Source organism: Halomonas caseinilytica, assembly GCF_001662285.1.
Taxonomy (GTDB): Bacteria; Pseudomonadota; Gammaproteobacteria; order Pseudomonadales; family Halomonadaceae; genus Halomonas; species Halomonas caseinilytica.
Genome location: NZ_BDEO01000013.1, coordinates 16,351 through 35,831, shown reverse-complemented (window position 1 = coordinate 35,831; position 19,481 = coordinate 16,351). Strand labels below are relative to the sequence as shown.

General features: G+C 64.1%; 19 protein-coding genes and 2 rRNA genes. 10 read left to right on the top strand and 11 right to left on the bottom strand.

Annotated elements, in window-relative coordinates; all coding sequences use genetic code 11:
• The 4 genes from HSDC_RS14420 to rlmM all read left to right on the top strand — a co-directional run.
• Nucleotides 1–204, top strand: a 23S ribosomal RNA gene (locus tag HSDC_RS14420); the annotation flags it as partial.
• A gap of 82 nt (nucleotides 205–286) precedes the next feature.
• Nucleotides 287–401 (top strand): 5S ribosomal RNA (rrf, locus tag HSDC_RS14415).
• Nucleotides 402–595: 194 nt separating this feature from the next.
• Complete coding sequence (locus tag HSDC_RS14410; protein WP_064700650.1) at nucleotides 596–2,176, top strand: BCCT family transporter; 1,581 nt, start codon at nucleotides 596–598, stop codon at nucleotides 2,174–2,176.
• A 144-nt stretch (nucleotides 2,177–2,320) separates the two neighbouring features.
• A complete protein-coding gene (gene rlmM, locus HSDC_RS14405; RefSeq protein ID WP_425292861.1) occupies nucleotides 2,321–3,385 on the top strand; it encodes a 23S rRNA (cytidine(2498)-2'-O)-methyltransferase RlmM in 1,065 nt (354 codons plus the stop codon).
• Nucleotides 3,386–3,409: 24 nt separating this feature from the next.
• Here rlmM and HSDC_RS14400 read toward each other — a convergent pair whose 3' ends face one another.
• The gene (locus tag HSDC_RS14400) at nucleotides 3,410–3,697 is read right to left on the bottom strand and encodes an antibiotic biosynthesis monooxygenase family protein (RefSeq protein WP_064700648.1); all 288 of its coding nucleotides are present in this window, start codon (nucleotides 3,695–3,697) and stop codon (nucleotides 3,410–3,412) included.
• A gap of 44 nt (nucleotides 3,698–3,741) precedes the next feature.
• Here HSDC_RS14400 and tusA point away from each other — a divergent pair, with 44 nt between their 5' ends.
• On the top strand, nucleotides 3,742–3,999 hold the full coding sequence (gene tusA, locus HSDC_RS14395) for a sulfurtransferase TusA (protein ID WP_064700647.1): 258 nt from the start codon (nucleotides 3,742–3,744) through the stop codon (nucleotides 3,997–3,999).
• Between the two features lie 33 nt (nucleotides 4,000–4,032).
• Here the strand turns inward: tusA and HSDC_RS14390 are convergent, their stop codons facing one another.
• The 3 genes from HSDC_RS14390 to HSDC_RS14380 form a co-directional block, all read right to left on the bottom strand.
• A complete protein-coding gene (locus HSDC_RS14390; RefSeq protein ID WP_064700646.1) occupies nucleotides 4,033–4,740 on the bottom strand; it encodes a hypothetical protein in 708 nt (235 codons plus the stop codon).
• Nucleotides 4,741–4,915: 175 nt separating this feature from the next.
• On the bottom strand, nucleotides 4,916–5,959 hold the full coding sequence (locus tag HSDC_RS14385; protein WP_244883833.1) for a DUF3080 family protein: 1,044 nt from the start codon (nucleotides 5,957–5,959) through the stop codon (nucleotides 4,916–4,918).
• Nucleotides 5,928–7,379, bottom strand: a complete 1,452-nt coding sequence (locus tag HSDC_RS14380; protein WP_064700645.1) for an MATE family efflux transporter — start codon at nucleotides 7,377–7,379, stop codon at nucleotides 5,928–5,930. Before HSDC_RS14380 ends, HSDC_RS14385 begins: the two co-directional genes overlap by 32 nt.
• 149 nt (nucleotides 7,380–7,528) lie before the next feature.
• On the opposite strand from HSDC_RS14380, the gene HSDC_RS14375 reads away from it, so the two are divergent.
• Nucleotides 7,529–8,092, top strand: coding sequence for an elongation factor P hydroxylase (locus HSDC_RS14375; RefSeq protein ID WP_064700644.1), 564 nt, complete (start codon nucleotides 7,529–7,531; stop codon nucleotides 8,090–8,092).
• A gap of 6 nt (nucleotides 8,093–8,098) precedes the next feature.
• On the opposite strand, the gene HSDC_RS14370 is transcribed toward HSDC_RS14375, so the two are convergent.
• Complete coding sequence (locus HSDC_RS14370) at nucleotides 8,099–8,578, bottom strand: hypothetical protein (protein WP_064700643.1); 480 nt, start codon at nucleotides 8,576–8,578, stop codon at nucleotides 8,099–8,101.
• 2 nt (nucleotides 8,579–8,580) lie between these two features.
• On the bottom strand, nucleotides 8,581–9,465 hold the full coding sequence (locus HSDC_RS14365; protein ID WP_064700642.1) for a TatD family hydrolase: 885 nt from the start codon (nucleotides 9,463–9,465) through the stop codon (nucleotides 8,581–8,583).
• 113 nt (nucleotides 9,466–9,578) lie between these two features.
• Between HSDC_RS14365 and HSDC_RS14360 the strand changes: the two genes are divergently transcribed.
• Nucleotides 9,579–11,522: an ATP-binding cassette domain-containing protein gene (locus HSDC_RS14360; protein ID WP_064700641.1), complete on the top strand. Its 1,944-nt coding sequence runs from the start codon at nucleotides 9,579–9,581 to the stop codon at nucleotides 11,520–11,522.
• A gap of 67 nt (nucleotides 11,523–11,589) precedes the next feature.
• Here HSDC_RS14360 and HSDC_RS14355 read toward each other — a convergent pair whose 3' ends face one another.
• Nucleotides 11,590–12,051, bottom strand: coding sequence for a universal stress protein (locus tag HSDC_RS14355; protein WP_064700640.1), 462 nt, complete (start codon nucleotides 12,049–12,051; stop codon nucleotides 11,590–11,592).
• 152 nt (nucleotides 12,052–12,203) lie between these two features.
• Here HSDC_RS14355 and HSDC_RS14350 point away from each other — a divergent pair, with 152 nt between their 5' ends.
• On the top strand, nucleotides 12,204–12,761 hold the full coding sequence (locus HSDC_RS14350; protein ID WP_064700639.1) for a hypothetical protein: 558 nt from the start codon (nucleotides 12,204–12,206) through the stop codon (nucleotides 12,759–12,761).
• Here HSDC_RS14350 and slyA read toward each other — a convergent pair.
• Nucleotides 12,758–13,198 (bottom strand): transcriptional regulator SlyA, encoded by a 441-nt coding sequence (slyA, locus tag HSDC_RS14345; protein WP_064700638.1) that lies wholly within the window; start codon nucleotides 13,196–13,198, stop codon nucleotides 12,758–12,760. The genes HSDC_RS14350 and slyA overlap by 4 nt on opposite strands.
• Nucleotides 13,199–13,273: 75 nt before the next feature.
• On the bottom strand, nucleotides 13,274–14,494 hold the full coding sequence (locus HSDC_RS14340; protein WP_064700637.1) for a DUF5924 family protein: 1,221 nt from the start codon (nucleotides 14,492–14,494) through the stop codon (nucleotides 13,274–13,276).
• A gap of 156 nt (nucleotides 14,495–14,650) precedes the next feature.
• On the opposite strand from HSDC_RS14340, the gene fadB reads away from it, so the two are divergent.
• Together fadB and fadA are read left to right on the top strand one after the other, a co-directional pair.
• Complete coding sequence (gene fadB, locus HSDC_RS14335) at nucleotides 14,651–16,840, top strand: fatty acid oxidation complex subunit alpha FadB (RefSeq protein WP_064700636.1); 2,190 nt, start codon at nucleotides 14,651–14,653, stop codon at nucleotides 16,838–16,840.
• 57 nt (nucleotides 16,841–16,897) lie between these two features.
• Complete coding sequence (gene fadA, locus HSDC_RS14330; RefSeq protein ID WP_064700635.1) at nucleotides 16,898–18,076, top strand: acetyl-CoA C-acyltransferase FadA; 1,179 nt, start codon at nucleotides 16,898–16,900, stop codon at nucleotides 18,074–18,076.
• A gap of 242 nt (nucleotides 18,077–18,318) precedes the next feature.
• On the opposite strand, the gene HSDC_RS14325 is transcribed toward fadA, so the two are convergent.
• The gene (locus tag HSDC_RS14325; RefSeq protein WP_064700634.1) at nucleotides 18,319–18,909 is read right to left on the bottom strand and encodes an inorganic diphosphatase; all 591 of its coding nucleotides are present in this window, start codon (nucleotides 18,907–18,909) and stop codon (nucleotides 18,319–18,321) included.
• Nucleotides 18,910–18,984: 75 nt separating this feature from the next.
• Nucleotides 18,985–19,446 (bottom strand): flavodoxin family protein, encoded by a 462-nt coding sequence (locus HSDC_RS14320; protein ID WP_064700633.1) that lies wholly within the window; start codon nucleotides 19,444–19,446, stop codon nucleotides 18,985–18,987.
• Nucleotides 19,447–19,481 lie beyond the last annotated feature (35 nt).

The following is a 19,481-nucleotide window of genomic DNA, read 5'->3' as shown; positions in this document are numbered from 1 at the left end:
CGCCCGTGGCATTGCCGGGTAGCTAAGGTCGGACGGGATAACCGCTGAAAGCATCTAAGCGGGAAGCCTCCTTCAAGATGAGATCTCCCCGAGGCCTCGAGCCTCCTGAAGGGTCCAGCAAGACGAGCTGGTTGATAGGCCGGATGTGGAAGCGCTGCAAGGCGTTGAGCTGACCGGTACTAATGGCCCGTGAGGCTTGACCATATAACACCCAAGGAGTCTGGATGACAGACGACGCCGGGTACGCACGAGACGTATCGTCAGCAGGATTGCATTGATTTTTTCGCCTGACGACCATAGCGAGTGGGCACCACCTGATCCCATGCCGAACTCAGCAGTGAAACCGCTCAGCGCCGATGGTAGTGTGGGAGTTCCCATGCGAGAGTAGGTCATCGTCAGGCACTTACACCGAGAAAACCCCGGCCTCATTGAGGTCGGGGTTTTTTTATATCAGGCCTTTCAGGCTCGTTCGTTGCCATTATCCACTTCTGGCCACCCAAGTGCGGGTGGCGACGTATTCATCCTTCCCCGGTTGAATGACACTCTCGCCAGCAAGAGGAGGCGGGTCCGCTGACGGACCAGGCCAATATCTCGCATGACCAATACGCAAAGCAAAGACGCTACTCGATCCTCCCGCGCGCTTGGTGATCCCCTGGTGCTCGCCCTGAGCGTGGGCTTCATACTAGGGTTTATCGCCTTGTCGCTGTATGACATCGACATGGTGGCGGAAAGTATCTCCGCCGGGTTTGCCTGGACCGCCAAGACCCTGGGGAGTTATTTCCAATTGCTGCTGTTGTTGACCTTCCTGGTCGCCATGGGGCTGGCGTTCACCCCGGCGGCGAGCGCCAGGATCGGCGGTCTCGAACGCCCGGAATTGAGTACCTTCAAGTGGCTTTCGATCATCATGTGTACCCTGTTGGCGGGAGGCGGTGTCTTCTTCGCTGCCGGCGAGCCGGTCTACCATTTCATCGTGACGCCGCCGGCCTTCGACACCGAGGCGGGCACGACGGAGGCGATTGCCGGGGCCCTGGCGCAATCCTTCATGCATTGGGGATTCCTGGCCTGGGCCGTGCTGGGCTCCTTGACTGCCGTGGTGCTGGCTCGGGCTCATTATGATGAGGGGCATCCCTTGCAGCCTCGTACCCTGCTGATGCCGGTGCTGGGCAAGCGCCTGGTGAGCGGCTGGCTGGGGGGTGTCGTCGACGCCTTGTGCGTGATTGCTGTGGTGGCCGGTACGGTCGGGCCAATCGGTTTTCTTGCCACCCAGGTCAGCTTTGGACTGCATGAGCTATTCGGTGTGTCGGAAGGCTATGGCACTCAGTTGATCATTCTGGCGGTGCTGGGCGGCGTCTATGTCACCTCGGCGGTCACGGGGATTCATCGAGGCATTCAGGTTCTCAGTCGTTTCAATGTCTTTCTGGCACTGGCCATTGCCTCGGTCATCTTTCTCTTCGGGCCGACACTCTTTCTGGTCGATGCCTATACTCAAGGGTTCGGCGAATATCTTTCTTCCTTCTTCACCATGGCGACCATGACGTCGCAGACGGCACCCGACTGGTGGATGCAGTGGTGGACGGTATTCTTCTTCTCCTGGTTCATCGGGTATGGGCCCTTGATGGCGATTTTCGTGGCTCGTATCTCTCGAGGGAGAACCATTCGCCAGATGATTCTGGCCGTCGCGGTCATGGCGCCGATCGCCACGACCGTCTGGTTCACCCTGATGGGTGGCTCGGGCATCCATTATCAATTGACCGGCGCCATTGAGCTCACCGAGGCCTTGAACAACTTTCAATTCGATGTGGCGACGCTGACGGTGGCCCAGGCCTTGCCGGGCGGTACCCTGATGGCGCTGGCCGTGCTGGTGTTGACGACGATTTTCGTGGCCACCACGGGGGATTCGATGAGCTATGCCATCTCGGTGGTCGGATCGGGGCACGATGAGCCCAGCGCCCTGATTCGCGCCTTCTGGGGTGTCACCATGGCACTGATGGCAGCGATTCTGTTGCGCATGGGGGCAGGGCAGATCGGTGCCCTCCAGCAGTTCATCGTGATCACCGCCATCCCCGTATCGCTGGTGCTGTTACCGTCACTGTGGACGGGGCCTCAGGCGGCTCGTGCCATGGCGCTGGAGCAGGGAGTGATCGGCGATAGCCGTCGACCGCATCCGGCTCGCTGACGTTCGCGCCGAACGTCGTCTCGTCAGGGCTCGGCCTGCTAAGATACTGGCTTCTCAAGGGCGCCGCCCCAGCAGTGGCCGTATGTCCATGGCCGCGGCCCGATAGGGAAGAGCGTTTCGATCAGAGGAGTCTCGTCGTTGAAGATCGTCCCCAATGAGCTGTTGCTCTATTGTCGCCCCGGCTTCGAGGCCGATCTGGCGGCAGAAATGCTGGAGAAGGCCGCTCTGTCCGGCATCGGTGGTACGCCACGCTTCGAGCGTGGTGGGGGCCATGTACGCTTCGAAGTGGTCGATGGGACCTCCGCCAACGAAATGCATCGTGCCCTGCCGCTCGCGTCGCTGGTTTTCGCACGGCAGAGCCTGGTGGCGTTACCGCCGCTGACCCTCGATCGTGCTGATCGGCTGGGGGCGATCATGGCACAGGTCCGGGGCAGTGGCTGGAGTTGCGAGGCGGTCTGGCAGGAGACGCCGGATACCAATGACGCCAAGGCGCTGGCGGGATTGATCAAGGCGCTGAAACGGCCACTGGAGGCGCAATTGCGCAAGGCGGGCGTGCTGCGCCGCAAGGCGGGAGGGCGACGTCTGCACCTGCTGTGGAGTGATGGGGATCGGGTGCAACTGGGCATGAGTTTTCCCGGCAATCGCTGTGAGCAGCTCGGCGGCATCCGTCGGCTACGTTTTCCCTCCCGGGCGCCGAGCCGTTCGACACTCAAGCTCGAGGAAGCCTGGCACGAGTTCGTCCCGGCGGAACAGTGGCCGACCCGACTGAGCGATGGCATGCAGGCGGCCGATCTCGGTGCGGCCCCGGGCGGCTGGACCTGGCAGCTGGTCCAGCGGGGCATGCAGGTCTTTGCCATCGACAATGGGCCGATGGATCCTGAGCTGATGACATCCGGCCTGGTAGAGCATCTGCGCGAGGATGGTTTCGTCTGGACGCCCCCGGCTCGCCTGGACTGGCTGGTCTGCGACATCGTCGACAAGCCGTCTCGAGTGATCACCATGGTCGAACGCTGGCTCACGCGACGCTGGTGTCGCGAGGCGGTGTTCAATCTCAAGTTGCCGATGAAGCGCCGCTGGGAAGCGGTGTCGGAAGGCTTGAGGCGTCTGTCGACATCCTTGGCGCGTGCCGGTGTGAAGGCCGAGATCGCCTGCCGTCACCTCTACCATGACCGGGAAGAGGTGACGGTGCACGTTAGGCTGCTCGATTAGATGCCATCGCCCAGGGGCGGGGAGTCAGTAGCTGGGCTCGTAGATGCGGATGCGCTCTTCCTCGGTCAGTAGGGGTTGCAGGCGTTGCATGGCCCGGGCACGGTGCTCGCTGTTGACCCAGTCTTTCCAGGCACGCATGTCGCGCCATTTGGTGATCACCAGGCGCCGGTCGCTGTGCCCCATCTCGACGAGGGTCTCGCCGCTGACGAAGCCCGATGCGCCAAGCGATTGACGTATGGCCTCGCGGGCGGCTTCCTCGTATTCTTCTTCGAGTCCGGGCATGATACGACGCTCGATAATGACCTTGATCATCCAGCCACTCCCTATGCTTGTTCTTCGACACGATGAGGTTATCGATGGTTGATTCTGCGGATTCCCTGCCGAGCTGTCATGCAGAACTGGATACCACGGGACTCTACTGCCCGGAGCCGATCATGCTGATGCACAACAAGGTGCGCGACATGAAATCGGGGGAAGTCCTCAAGGTGATCGCCAGCGATCCGGCGACCACCCGGGACGTCCCGAAGTTCTGTGGTTTTCTCGGCCATGCACTGTTGCATCAGCGCGAGGAAGATGGGCATTACCTCTATTTCATTCGTCTCGGTCACTCATGACGGTGTGACCCTGCTCGCGTAATCCCGGCTTCCCTAGTCATCTTGCTGATGGTCCGGCATGACCATCAGTGCCAGGGCCTCCAGGGTGGCTGGATCCTCCCGGCGGATGCGGTTGGCGATCTGGCGCTGGAAGAAGTAGACCACGCGGTGGCGGCTATGGCCGGTATACAGGCAAGGGTCGCCGGGCAGAATCGGCGTGGAGTCGATCAACTGTTCGTCGGCGAGCAGGGCCTCCACGGCGCCATCACTGTACAGTCGCCAACCGAAGACCTGCTTCAGTTGCCAGGGGGCCTCGCTGTCGTCCATGCACAGCGCATGGGTTCCCTGGGTCTCGGGTAACTGCTGGATCAGGGTCGGCTCGCGGGTCGACTCGTACTCGAAGTAGGCCGCGGCCTGTTCGAGCTCGAACACCTTGTGGTCCGGCGCCTCCTCGAACAGCTCCTCGGTCTCGGGATCGCGATAGCCGATGAAGTGGCCGTGCTCGGGGTCGTCGAGCTGCTGGCAGGGCGTGAGGCTTTCCATCCACGGCACCAGACCGGTGACATGGCCGTCTTCGCGGATGCCCCAGGCGAGCAGGGGCATGCCGTAGTAGGCGTCGGGCTCGGAGGGCAGCTGATAGACCATTTCCAGGCCGTCCAGCTCCGGCGAGAGGCGGATCAGGCGTCGCCTGGCCTCCTGGCGTTGGCGCATGGTGTCCAGATCGATGACCTGGGCGGGGCGCGGTGACAGCGGGATACCCATGAAGTCCCTCCTGCTGCTGCGTGGTCACGTCATTGGCATTGGAGGGGCGGGCAACGAGGCGGGCGTCATCCAATGCCCATTCCCTGTTGCGACGTCCCCCGGCCGGTCGGCAGCGCACAACGTCACTGTTCTTCCATCAATAGCACAGAGTGATGACCCCGTTAAGCCCTTCCCGTCATCGACAGGACTCCGATAGTCGCAGGCGGAGTGCCTGATGTCGTTGTCGAGCGCTGACCATCGCGGGCCAAGGGGCCTTCGGGTTGTCCAGGGAAAGCCAGCGGTGGCGGTAGTCGGCGATCGCCGTCGGGGGCTCCAGCGGGTGGGCCTCGAGCAGGTCATGGATAGCACCCAGCCAGCGGGCCGACTGGTCTTCGAGCCGTGTCAGCCAGCGATTCAGTGACGCCATGTCGGGGAGTGGGCGAGCGGTGTGGCACTCCTCGGCTCGTGCCAGCGCCGTCTCAAGCAGTGATGAGGCTTCCGTCAGGCGTTGTTCGGCCAGTTGCAGGGCACGCAGCAATTCGGCCGTCAGGGGCCGCTGACGCAGGATGTTCAGGTGGCGCTCAAGTGTCGCGGAGTCTGGCGTCCAGCCGGGATCGAGCTGGCGCTTCGCCGCTTCGCGCAGGTAGGCGAGGGCGGGCAGTTGCTCGTCCACCGCGCTCAGGGCATCAGGTGGCAGTGGCGAGCTGGCTCGCGAAAAACTGTCGACCCATTCGCTCGAATCGAACAGCGCATTCCAACTGGCTCGGGGCAGGCGTTCGGTCTTGAGCTGGGTCAGCCGCGCCAGGCGCTGACGATCATCGGCATCGAGGGAATCCGGTACGTTCGTGTTCCAGCAGTCATTGAGACGCCGCCATAGCTTGAGCTCGTAGAGCCAGCGTTGGCTGGGGGCCGCCACGCGGCCCAGCTGATTGTTGCGCTTGGCGACCAGTTGGCTGATGTGGCAACCGCGCAGGGCGTAGACGTCGATCAGGCTGTGGCGAATTTCCTCAAGCGGGAAGCGCCGTGCCTGGCGTTCCGGGAAGTCACCGATGTTGGCCGGTGTGGCGGGTTCCGGTGGCGAGAGCGCCAGGTGCGAGGCGAGACGATGCTGATAATCCTGCAAGCGCCGTTCGGCTGCGCCATCGGTGCAGCCGGCAAGCCAGCCGATCAGCAGCAACAGCGCGAGCGCCGGTCGCCACCGCCGGGGATCACCGGGTATCAGGAATTGCCTCGTCACCACGTGCCACCGCCTTGCTGCGTCGTCTCAAGCGCTCTCCGAGCAGAATGGCGGCCACTGTCAGGCCGGCGATCAGGCCGGTCCAGTAGCCATGTACCCCCATGGGCGCCAGAGTATCGAACAACCCGTATACGCCCAGCCAGTGGCCGCCACCCAGTCCCACCAGCCAATAGGCCACCATGGTGATCAGCATGATCACGCGGGTGTCCTTGTAGCCGCGCAGGGCACCGGCCAGGCTGACCTGGAGGGAGTCGGAAACCTGGTAGATCATGGCCAGGCCGATCAGTGACAGCGTCAGTTGCTGGACCGCGCTATCGTGCGTATAGAGGTCGATCACCGGCCCTGCCGTCAGCCACAGTATCAGGCTGTTGAGCAAGGCCACCATCAGGGCGATCAGGATGCCATTCCAGGCCACCAGGCGGGCGAGTTCCGGCCGCCCCTGGCCGAGGGTGTTACCGACACGGACCGTGAGTGCCATGCCCAGCGACAGGGGTAGCATGAACAGCAAGCCGGTGTAGTTGAGCGCCACCTGATGCGCGGCCACGGTCACTTCGCCGAGACTGGCGATGAACAGAGCGATCAGCGTGAACAGCGTGACCTCGACGAAGATCGCCACGCCGATGGGAACCCCAACATGCAGGAGCTCGCCGATCAGCCGCCAGCGCGGGGGCGCCGGGTCGCGCCATAGCTCGATGTCGCCGTAGGCACGGCTGCGGCGGGTGTAAGCGGCCATGGTCAGGCCCATGACCCACATGGAGAGGGCGGTGGCAATGCCGCAGCCCGTGGCGCCCAGCGCCGGAATGGCCTGCAGGGGAGCCGGAACCCCGTCGCCCAGCAAGGACGTGAGGCCCTCGCCGCCGTAGATCAGGAGGTAGTTGCTGGGCACGTTGACGGCCAGCCCGACCAGACTGATCCACAGCGCCGGGCGCGTGTGGTTCATGCCGTCGGAAAAGGCGCGCAGGGACTGGAAGATTGCCACGCCAGGCATGCCGAAGCCTACCGCCGCGAGATAGCCGGCCGAGCGCCTGGCGACTTCATCGGGCACATCCATTGCCGCGAAAATCGGCATCACTGCCGTCCACAGCAGCATAGCCGACAGGATTCCCAGCGTGAGGCCGATCCACAGGGCCTGGTGTACCTGAACGCGAATGCCCGCGCGACGCCCGGCGCCGAGCAGGTGCGCCACCACCGGCGTCAGCCCCATCAGGGTGCCGGTCATGAACAGCATCAGTGGCATCCACAGGCTGGAGCCTACCGAGACCGCTGCCAGATCGGTAGCGCTCAGTCGGCCCGTCATCATCACGTCCACGACACTCATGCCGGCCTGGGCGAGCTGGGCGCCGCAGATGGGCAGGGCGAGACGGATCAGAGGGCCGGTGTCGCGGCGTGACACCTCGCGCAAATCGGTGATGAATCGAGCCACGGCTCATGCTCCATGCAAATGACGAAACGCCCCGGGCGTCATGCATGCGGGGGAGCAACATAGTCTATCAGCGGGGGGCGGTTTTCGCTCCTGTGGGCGGCTCGCTATACTACGCGCCCATTCCTGCCCCCCATCATTCAGGAGCCCGTGTGATACACCGTCTCGACGATGTCATCGCCCTGTTCGACGGCCTTTTCATGTCGAGCCACCGTACTCGTCTGGTGCGCGGCGAAGACGAGCCGATCTACCTGCCGGCCGATGCCTCGCATCCCTGGCACAGGGTGATCTTTGCCCATGGCTTCTATGCCAGCGCTCTGCACGAGATCAGCCACTGGTGCATTGCCGGTGCACGGCGACGCCAGCTGGAGGATTACGGCTACTGGTACCAGCCCGATGGCCGGGACACCGGCCAGCAGCGCGAGTTCGAATCGGTGGAGGTGAGTCCCCAGGCCCTGGAGCTGTTGTTCTCCCGGGCCTGTGGCTTGCGCTTCAACGTCAGCGTCGACAATCTTGGCGGTGAGGCCGAGGTCGATCGAGAGGCGTTTCGCTCCCGGGTCGAGGCGCGAGCCACACGTTACGAGACCGAGGGTCTGCCGCAACGTGCCGAGGCCTTTCGTACGGCGTTGGCGGCGTTCTACGGTGAACGTCTCCCGCTCGAGGAGGCGCTGGCAGCGGGACGACGATGCCTGGAGGGCTCTCCTGAGCCGGCGTGAGGCGTGTCAGGTGTCCTCGTTGATCCTCATGTGCAGGGCGAGCATCACCTGGATTTCCTCTTCGGGGCGCAGCGGCTCGAGCCCCAGTTCGCCGAACAGGTCTCCCCTGGCGCGGGCCCATTCTCCGGGCTCCAGGCCATTGTAGAGGCTCTCGGCGGGGGCCAGCTCGACGAACGGATCCAGCCCATAGGTCTCGAAGAGCCGTGACAGGGCGGCCTCGTCATCGCCGACGCCAGCGGTGTAGAGCGTGGCATTGAAGTGGTCGGTCTCCAGCTCGCGGATCACGTCCAGCGGGCTCACGCCCATGCTGTTGAGCTCTTCCAGGCTGTAGTCGCCCAGCGAGACCAGCTCGTCCTCGAGCCAGTTGTTGTCCGGCTGGATCAGGGTGTGCTTGACGCGGCCATCCGGCAGGGTCCAAGCGATGGAAAGCGGCAGGTCCCCGTCGTTGCCGGTCTCGATCGCGATGAAAGCGGGCAGCTCATCCATGGTCAATGCCCCTCCTCGAGGGCAGGGTGGTTGTCATCCGCCGCCTCGAGCCGGAAGAAGCGGCGAGCGGTCGCGGTGGTGGCCCGAGCCAGTTCGGCTTCCGTCAGGCCACGCCAGTGAGCGATCTCGCGCACGATCCACGGCAGCAGGGCGGGTTCGTGGCGTCTGCCCTTGAGTTTGGCAGGTAAATTGCGAGGCAGCAGGTAAGGGCAGTCGGTTTCCACCATCAGGCGCTCCAGGGGGATGTCGCCGACCAGCTCACGCAAGTGATGGCCTCGTCGCTCGTCGCATAGCCAGCCGGTCAGGCCGATGTGCAGGTCGAGGTCGAGATAACCGTGCAGAGTGCGGCGCTCCCCGGTGAAGCAGTGCACCACCGCTTGGGAGATGTCGTCGCGCCAGGCATGCAGGATATCGTGCAGGCGTGCACCGGCGTCGCGCTCATGAACGAACAGAGGGAGCCCGCTTTCGGCCGCGAGGCCGAGCTGGGCCTCGAAGGCACGTTCCTGTTCGGCCGGCGTGGAGAAGTTGCGATTGAAGTCCAGACCACATTCCCCGACCGCGACCACTTCGGGCCGGCGGTGGAGCTCACGCATGCTGGCTTCCAGAGAGGATGACCACTCGCTGGCGCCGTGGGGGTGCAAGCCGGCGGTGGCATAGAGGCCGGCATGTTCGCGGGCCAAAGCGGCGGCCTGCTCGGCGTGCTCGCGGTCCGTGCCGGTCAGGATCAACGATGTGACTCCGGCATGCCGGGCCCGCTCGAGAGTCGCGTCCAGATCCTGGGCGAAGCTTGGGTGGGTCAGGTTGGCGCCGATGTCCACCAGCGGTGCCGGTGAGCGGAACCTCAATGCTTCGGGCAAGCCTTCGTCGCGTGGGGTGGTATCGGCCAAGACGGCATCCTCCTGTGCAGCGGTCGCGTATTGTACCCGGCGAAGATGGGATGGGGCCACGTCAGAGCCGTCATACGTTACACTGGCGCCCTCATGAACCTGGAGGTGTGCGAGTGACCCTGCTACGTCTGGAACGGCTGCAACTGGCCTATGGTCCCCAGGTGCTTCTCGACGGTGCCGACCTGGTGCTGGAAAAGGGCGAGCGCCTGGCTTTGGTAGGCCGCAATGGCACCGGCAAGTCGACCCTGCTCAAGCTGGTGGCCGGCGAGATCACCCCCGATGGTGGCGACATCTGGCGAGCCCCGGGACTCAAGATCGGCGTGCTGGCCCAGGAGTTGCCCGACGCCACCGGGGCGACCATCTTCGATGTCGTGGCCCAGGGGCTGCCCGAGGCCGGTGAGCTGCTGTCCGAATATCATCACCTGGTGCAGGCTGATGATCCCGACATGACGCGCATGGCGCAGTTGCAGAGCCGTATCGAGGCGATCGATGGCTGGTCCTTCCATCAGCGTATCGATGTGGTGTTGACGCGACTGGGCCTGCCGGAAGACGCCGAGATGTCCGGACTCTCCGGCGGCTGGCGCCGGCGGGTGGCATTGGCGCGTGCGCTGGTCGCCGAGCCCGACCTGCTGCTGCTCGACGAGCCGACCAACCACCTTGATCTGGATACCATCGCCTGGTTGGAAGAGCAGCTTTCTGCCTTCAACGGGGCCGTGTTGTTCATCACCCACGACCGGGCCTTCCTGTCGCGGCTGGCCACAGCGATTCTCGAACTCGACCGTGGACGCCTGGGGCGTTATCCCGGCGATTACGCCAAGTATCAGGAGCAGAAGACCCACGAGTTGGAAGTCGAGGCACGCGAGAACGCCGAATTCGACAAGAAACTGGCTCAGGAGGAAGCCTGGATCCGGCAGGGCATCAAGGCGCGACGTACCCGCAATGAAGGGCGCGTGCGAGCCCTGGAACAGATGCGACGCGAACGAGGCGAACGCCGCGAGCGCCAGGGGCGGGCCAATCTCGCCGTGGACAGCGGCGAGCGCAGTGGCAAGCGGGTCGTCGAGCTGGAGAATGTGACGCAGCGCTTCGGCAGCGACGTGGTGATCGACAATTTCAGCATCGAGATCCAGCGTGGTGACCGGATCGGCTTTATCGGCCGCAACGGTGCCGGCAAGACGACGCTGCTCAAGATCCTGCTCGGTGAGCTGGAGCCCAGCGAGGGACGCGTACGTGTCGGCACCAAGTTACAGGTGGCCTATTTCGACCAGTTGCGTGCCGGCCTGGAACCGGAAAAGACGGTCTATGAAAACGTCGCCCAGGGCAGCGACCGGGTCGAGGTCGGTGGCCGCGATCGCCATGTGATGAGCTATCTGCAGGATTTCCTGTTTACGCCGGAACGGGCGCGCCAGCCGGTCAAGGCGCTCTCGGGGGGCGAGTCCAATCGCTTGCTGCTGGCGCGGTTGTTCACCCAGCCGGCCAACGTGCTGGTGCTTGACGAGCCGACCAACGATCTGGATGTCGAGACCCTGGAACTGCTCGAGGAGTTGCTACTGAGCTTCGAGGGCACTCTGTTGCTGGTCTCTCATGATCGGGCCTTCATGGACAACGTGGTGACCAGCGTGCTGGCCTTCGAGGGCGAGGGAAAGGTGCGCGAGTACGTGGGCGGCTACAGCGACTGGGTGCGTCAGGGCGGCAAATTGCCGCCTGCGCCCTGGGAAGGCGCCGCGCGGCAACGGGCCGAGCCGGTGGCCGAGGGGGCGTCCGGCGGGTCCCGCAAGACGGCGGAAACCGCGTCAACGTCCACTGCCTCCCCGGCCCCCAGGCGAGTCAAGCTTTCCTACAAGCTGCAGCGCGAGCTGGATGGCCTGCCGGCGGAGATCGAACGCCTCGAAGGTGAGGTGGCCGAGTTTGAGCGCCAAGTGGGCGACCCGACGTTCTATCAGCAGGACCCCGATACCGTCACGGCGACCCTGCAGGCCTTGAACGACAAGCAGGCCGAGCTGGATGCGGCCATGGAGCGGTGGATGGAGCTTGAGGCGATGGTCGCGGGGGAGGGGTAAGCGGCGATTCGCTCGTCACGCGAATCCCTCGCTTCCCCCATGTTGATGGATGAATACCTGGGACGGGTTACTCGGCGCTTTCCTCGCCATCCTCACCGGTGCCGACGCGTACGGCCAGCACATCGCACTTGGCGCCGTGCAGTACCCCGGTGGAGGTGGAGCCCAGCAGCAGGGCAAAGCCGTGGCGGCCATGGGAGCCGACCACGATCAGGTCGACGCCTTGATCATCAGCGAAGCGGTGGATCTCGGTGTCGGGCATGCCGACCATGACGTGCTGGTTCTCGCGGGACACATGGGAATCGGCGATTTCGGCAAGACGCTGCTTGGCGTGTTCGTCGAGCTGATCCTGGATGCTGGTGAGATCCATGGGAATGTCGCCACCGTAGGCGAAGCCGAGCGGCTCCAGGGTGTGCATGATGGAAAGCTTGGCATGGTTACGGTCGGCGATATGTACCGCGCGCTCCAGAACCTTTTGGGAGTCCTTGGTCAGATCGACGGCGACCAGGATATGACGATATTCGTTGCTCATGTCGCATTCTCCGCAGCGGTGTCCAACGGTGTTGGTGACGGTCTTCCACTCTAGAATGCCAAGGGTGACAAGACAACGACTTGCATCGACGCAGAGAGTGCTGAATGACGATGTGCTATTCGACGACGCTTTCCGAACAGGCAGGATGACGAATGCTCTGGTTGATAATTCTCGGTGTGATGGGACTGGCCTTCGCGCCGATGATGGGGCTGCGGCCGAGCCAGCGACAACAGCGCGTGAAGGGGTTGCGTGACGGCGCCAGGGAAAGAGGGGTCGCCGTGAGGCTCGAGAGCTCGCCGCTGCACGATGATAGCGAGAGCCTCCCTGCTTACCGGTGGCGTTATCCGCCCCAGCGGCCTGGCCCTGATTTCCTGCTGGTGCGTGATGCCATGGCCAGCCAGGCGCTCAAGCCCTTTCTGCCGGGATGGCGCTGGCGCGTGGAGCCGCTGCGGCCGTTGCCCGAAACGGCGCATCGGCAACTGGAGGCGTTGCTGGACTGCCTGCCGGAAGATGCCGTCGTGGTCGAGTCCAGTGCGGCCTGCCTCACGCTGTGGTGGGACGAGTCTTGGTCGCTCGAGGCATTCTCGGACCTCGACGAACGCATGCAAGCGTTGCGCGACGACCTGGCTGGACGCCCGGACTACCCTGGCGCCCACCGTAGTATGCAGGCGCCAAGCGTTCCGCCATCCCCCGGCGGAACGGGCCTCTAACCCTCTTCTCGCTCCTGGATCGCCAGCCCGTTGGCCTCGATGCGCGACAGCAGATCGATGAGATGCTCGACTTCGGCTTCGTCGAGGCCTTCCAGCATTTCCTTGCGGGCCTGCGTGACGACGCTTTCGATGCGCTCGAGCAGGGGCGTCGCCTTGTCGGTCAGGAAAATGCGCTTGGCTCGCCGGTCCTGACCACAGGGACGGCGCTCGATCAGGCCCTGTTCGGATAGCTGGTCGAGTGTGCGGACCAGCGAGGGCGCTTCGACGCCGATGGCCCGGGCAAGATCGCACTGGGGCTGATCATCGCCCATTTTCCACAGGTGATAGAGTGTGACCCAGCGTGTCTGAGTCAGCCCGTCAGGCGCCAGGCGTCGGTCAATGACGGCGCGCCAGAGGCGCGGCACACGGGCGAGCTGAAAGCCGATGTTCTGATGCATGGCGTGTCTACGTTGAAGAAATCTATTGGGATTGTCTGTAGCCCCGGCGTGGAATGCAACCTTATGGTTCGAAGGCTACTCGTTATCCTCTGAGGAAGGGGAAGCGTCGTCAACGGTATTTTGACTATTGATGTCGGAGGAACCCTCGGGACGCGCCACCAGTCGACGAATATCCAGCCCGGGCAGCCCCAGTGGAACGTCAATGCGGCCGTCGGCGAAGGTCGCCGCTTCGGCATCCGGCGCAACCTGGAAGCGCAGCACGCCGATCCGCTGGCCGCTGGCCGTCATCACGTCAATACGCCACCGGCCGGCGCTGTCGGCAGGGAAGTTGCGCTTGTGGGTCCAGGCGCGGTAGCCCTCCTCGCGTCCTCCCTGAATTTCGAGTGGAATGCGATCGATCAGTTCACCATCGTGGCGCCATGCATGCACTATCTGTTCGCGCAATCCCCTGGGGGCGTGGATGGCGGTGTAGGCATACAAGCCGTGCTCGGTCAGCGCGTCGGGGGTCAGGCGCAGTTGTCCCTGCGGTGAGCGGGTGGCGACATCGAATTCCGGAGAGAGGGCGCTGCCCGAGATCCACAGGCTGGCCGGCGGCACCCAGATCCTGCCGCCCCAGGCGATACCGGCCAGCAGAGGCAACAGGGCCAGCATGAGCAGCCAGCGGCGGGCCGTCATTGGGCGAAGCAGGTGCAACAGGCTTGGCAGGCTGAAGATCACCGTAGCCGCGAGGGCCAATAGCAAGCTCTGGCCGGTGGTCAGGTGCAGCAGTGTCGGCAGGGTCACCAGGACGACCAGGAACACGCACTGGGCGTGGAAGGCAAAGTAGAGCCCACGGCGTCGTTCGGCGAGTCTATAGTAGAGCGGGTCGAGGATGGAGAGTATCGCCAGGGCGACCATCGCGAGAGTGAAGAGCGCCTGGCCACTGGTCCATACCGTGGTCGCCAGCAGGAAGGGCAGCGTGAAGAAGAGGGTTTCCTGATGCACCATCTGGGCGATGAAGGTCGTCACGCCGCGTGGCAGGGTGGGGTAGCCGCGCCGGGCGAGGAGGCGGCCGATCAGGCTCTCCGAAAGCAGCAGCAACCAGGTCAGCAGCATGCCAAGGGTCAGCATGGCGCCGAGCCACTGTTGTCGCTCGACCAGGAAGAAACTGCCGGCGCCGGCCAGGAAGGCCACTGGCGGCCAGAGCCAGCTCCAGGGGCGGACTTTCTCGGCCAGCCGCTCTATACGCTGTTCCCAGGCGCCGAGACGAGAGGCGCCGCCGGGGCTGGGTGAAGGAGGCGCGGGCGGGCCATTCATGGACTGATTCGGTGACATGGTCGCAGTCTAACAGCTTGTGTCGTGGGCCGGGGAGCCGCGGTGAGCGCCTGTTCGAAGGACTTGACGTGGCGCCGGTAGTGGACCAAGCTGTCATGAATCAAACGGCCGTATGAATTCCTGCACGGAGATTCTTGGATGATCTATCAAGGCAATGCCATCTCGGTGGTTCGCGATGACGAGGGCATCGCGACCCTGACCTTCGACTTGAAGGATGAGTCGGTCAACAAGCTGTCCAGTGCCGTGATCCAGGAACTGGAGCAGGCGCTGGAGGCGCTGCGCGGTGAATCCGACATCGAAGGCCTGATACTGGCCAGCGCCAAGGAAGCCTTCATTGTCGGCGCTGACATCACCGAGTTCCACGGAATGTTCGCCAAGGGCGAGGACGAGATACAGGGCATGCTCGAGCGGGTGCACGGGATCTTCAACGGTCTCGAGGACCTGCCCTTTCCCACGGTCAGTGCCATCAACGGCCTGGCTCTGGGGGGGGGCTGCGAGGTGACGCTGGCCACTGATTTTCGCGTGATGAGCGAGGCCGCCAAGATCGGCCTGCCCGAGACCAAGCTCGGCATCCTGCCCGGTTGGGGAGGCTGTGTGCGCCTGCCGCGGTTGATCGGTGCCGACAACGCCATCGAATGGATTGCCGGCGGTACCGAGAATCGTGCCGATGCCTGCCTCTCGGTTGGGGCGGTCGATGCCGTGGTGCCGGGCGAATCGCTCGAGGCGGCGGCGCGCGATATCCTGGTTCGAGCGCGGAGTGGCGAGCTCGATTACCAGGCGCGCCGTGTAGAGAAGCGTGGCCCACTGGGGCTTGATGCCATCGAGCAGATGATGGCCTTCGAGACGGCCAAGGGATATGTGGCCGGCAAGGCCGGGCCGCATTACCCGGCACCGATCGAGGCGATCAAGGTCATCCAGAAGGGAGCCGGCGAGGAGCGCGACCGGGCTCAGGCCATCGAGGCCAAGGCATTCGGCAAGCTGGCGCTCACCGATGTCTGCTACAACCTGGTGGGTCTCTTCCTCAACGATCAGGTGGTCAAGAAGAAGGGCAGCCAGTACGAGAAGCAATCGGCGCCGGTGACGCGGGCCGGTGTGCTTGGCGCCGGTATCATGGGGGGCGGCATCGCCTACCAGAGCGCTTCCAAGGGCACGCCGATCCTGATGAAGGACATCAAGGACGAGGCGATCGAACTGGGGCTCAAGGAGGCTCGCAAGCTGTTCGCCAAGCAGGTGGAGCGCGGCAAGCTCTCCAACGAGCAGATGGCCGAGCGGCTCAGCAACATCCGGCCGACGCTTTCCTACGGCGATTTCGCCAATGTCGACCTGGTGGTCGAGGCGGTGGTCGAGAATCCCAAGGTCAAGGGAGCGGTGCTCGCCGAAGTCGAAGAGAACGTGAGCGAGGACACCATCCTCACCTCCAACACCTCGACCATCTCGATCACCCGGCTTGCCGAGAACCTGAAGCGGCCCGAGAACTTCTGCGGCATGCACTTCTTCAACCCGGTGCACCGCATGCCGTTGGTCGAGGTCATTCGCGGTGAAAAGACCGGCGATGGCGCCGTGGCCGCGACCGTGGCCTATGCCCGCAAGATGGGCAAGACACCGATCGTGGTCAACGACTGCCCGGGCTTTCTGGTCAACCGCGTGCTCTTCCCCTATTTCGGTGGCTTCAGCCAACTGATGGCCGCCGGGGCCGACTTTCAGCGCGTCGACAAGGTGATGGAGAAGTTCGGCTGGCCCATGGGGCCGGCGTATCTGCTCGACGTGGTCGGCATGGACACCGCCGTGCATGCCGGCGAGGTGATGGCCGAGGGCTTCCCGGATCGCATGGGTGGCCTGGGCGGCGCCGGTGAGGAAGGCCAGGGCAAGAGTGCCATCCAGGTGATGTTCGACAATGATCGCCTGGGTCAGAAGAACGCCAAGGGCTTCTACGCCTATGAGGAAGACAAGAAGGGCAAGCCGAAGAAGGTCAGCGACGAGGCGGCCATCGAGCTGGTCAAGGGAGTTGCCGAAACGGAACGCGAGTTTTCCGACGAGGACATCATCGCGCGGATGATGACGCCGCTGTGCCTGGAAACCGTGCGTTGCCTGGAGGATGGCATCGTCGGCACGCCGGCCGAGGCCGACATGGCGCTGATCTATGGCATCGGCTTCCCGCCGTTCCGGGGCGGTGCGCTGCGCTATATCGACGCCATGGGGCTGGAAGCGTTCGTTGCCCAGGCCGACGAGCTGGCCGCCGAACTCGGGGCACTCTACGCGCCGACCGAGAAGCTGCGCGAGATGGCGCGCAACGGCGAGCGTTTCTATCAGGATGCCGCCGAGGCCTGATTTACCACGTGCCATTCACCACCAGCTATTGATCAAGTGCCGGGGAGAACGAATTCGATGAGTGTGAATCCGAGAGACATCGTGGTAGTCGATGGCGTGCGTACCGCCATGGCCAAGGCCAAGAACGGCGCCTTCCGCCATGTGCGTGCCGAGAATCTGTCCGCTGGTGTCATGCAGTCACTGTTCGACCGCAATCCGAACCTCGATCCCGCCGAGGTCGATGACGTCATCTGGGGGTGCGTCAACCAGACCCTCGAGCAGGCCATGAACATCGCGCGCAACGCGGCGATCATGACCGGGATCCCGCGGAGCGTGCCGGCCCAGACCGTCAATCGTCTATGCGGCTCCTCGATGAGCGCCTTGCACATCGCCGCCGCCAACATTCGGGCCGGGATGGGGGATTTCTATATCATCGGCGGGGTCGAGCACATGGAGCATGTACCGATGACCCATGGCGTCGATGTCAATCCGGCGGCCAGCAAGCACGCCGCCAAGGCGGCCATGATGATGGGCCTGACCGCTGAGCTCCTGGGCAAGATGCACGGCATCTCCCGCGAGGATCAGGACGCCTTCGGAGTGCGCTCCCACCAGCGTGCTCATGCTGCCCAGCAGAACGGTGGCTTCGACAACGAGATCATCGGCATCGAAGGCCACGACGCCCAGGGCTTCCGGATCCGCGTGGATCGTGACGAGGTCATTCGCGCCGATGCCAGCCTGGAATCGATGGCCGAGCTCAAGCCGGTCTTCGATCCGCGTGGCGGTACCGTGACCGCCGGGACCTCTTCGGCACTCTCCGTGGGGGCCAGCGGCATGGCGGTGATGAGTGCCGAGCGGGCCAGCGCCCTGGGGCTGGAACCCATTGCCCGGGTGCTGTCGACAGGCGTGGCCGGCTGCGACGCCTCGATCATGGGATACGGCCCGGTGCCGGCTTCTCGCAAGGCATTGAAGGCGGCGGGCCTGACCATCGAGGACATCCAGACCGTCGAGCTCAACGAGGCCTTCGCTGCCCAGTCGCTGCCGGTGCTCAAGGATCTCGGCCTGCGCGATCGCATGGATGAGGCGGTCAACCTGCATGGCGGTGCCATTGCCCTGGGCCATCCGCTGGGTTGCTCGGGCGCGCGTATCAGCACGACATTGCTCAACGTGATGAAAGAGCAGCGCACCTCGCTTGGCCTGGCCACCATGTGCATCGGCATGGGGCAGGGCGTGGCCACGGTGTTCGAACGTCTGCGGTAGCGGCAGGCTCGCGGCTTCCGGCATCGCGCTCCGCGCACGAACGGCACTCCAGTGGGGTGCCGTTTCTTCGTGAAGCGATGACAGGAAGAGGCGCCATCAGGCATGCCGCGACCTTCTGGGAAGCACCGGACCGGATGAAGGGAAGTGGAACGAGGCTGGCCTGACGAGCGTGGCGCCTCAGGCGCCTTGTGACTGTCGCGGCGTCCTCGGGACGCCGCTTGAGCAAGGGAAGGCCATGGACATCATTTCGCCTGATAAGCCTCGAAGGCCTGGCTCAGTATCTCGCGGGCCTCGCTGGCGTCGCCGAAGCCGTTCAGCTCGATGTCACCACCCTCCGGCAGGTTCTTGTAGACACGGAAGAAGGCGTTGAGCCGTTCGACCTGCATGTCCGGAAGGTCCTCCATCCCTTCGACATCGGCATAGGTGGGGTCTACATCATCGGTGGGGACGGCGATGATCTTGTCGTCGGCCTCTCCGTCATCGACCATCCGCAGCACGCCGATGGCCCGGACCTCGATCACCGCTCCGGGGTAGATGCTGTCGCGGGTCAGCACAAGCGCATCCAGGGGGTCGCCGTCTCCCCCGGCCGAGCTTGTGATGGAGCCATAGTTGGCGGGGTAGCGGACCGGCATCGAGACGTAGCGGTCGACGATCAACTGGCCGTGTTCGGCATTGATCTCATACTTGGTGAAGCTGCCGGCCGGGATCTCGTTGACCACATGAAAGCTGGCCGGGGCGTCATCGGGTTGTGGGTAGTCGAAGACATTCTGGGCCTGGATAGAAGGGGCGACCAGAAGGCCGGCGGCGATCAGGCAAGACGCAATGGGCTTCATGGGACCTCGCGAGGTGGTGAACGACTCGGGTGTCACACCCTAGTGCCTCGCGATGACAGGGCCATGACGTCGGGGCTACAGAATCCCTGCCTCCAGTCCGGCGGCCAGGGTCAGGGCCAGCTCTTCCACCAGGGCTTCGAAGTCATCCTGCCATTCGCCTCTCAGCGTCAACGGCGCCTGTGCCCATTTCCAACCGAGACCGGTGACGATGCCCTCCACAGCCCGCCGCGTGCCGGTACCATCCCGGCCGGCGCGGATGTAGAGCGCACAGGGCAGGCCCCGTTGGGCTTCCAGTACCGGGTAGTAGCTGCGATCGAAGAAATCCTTGAGGGCACCGCTCATGTAGCCGAGGTTCTCGGTGGTGCCAAGCAGGATGGCGTCGCAGGCCAGGATGTCGTCAGGGGTAGCGTCGAGCGGTGCCTTGGTGAGGGTTTCCACGCCTTCGACATCAGGATGGGAGGCCCCGCGACTGGCGGCATCGCGCAGGCGTCGAGTGTTCTCGGAAGGTGCGTGGGCCACGATCAGCAGGCGTTTCATCGGTCGCTCCGGGTTGAAGAACGTCGGTCGTGCCA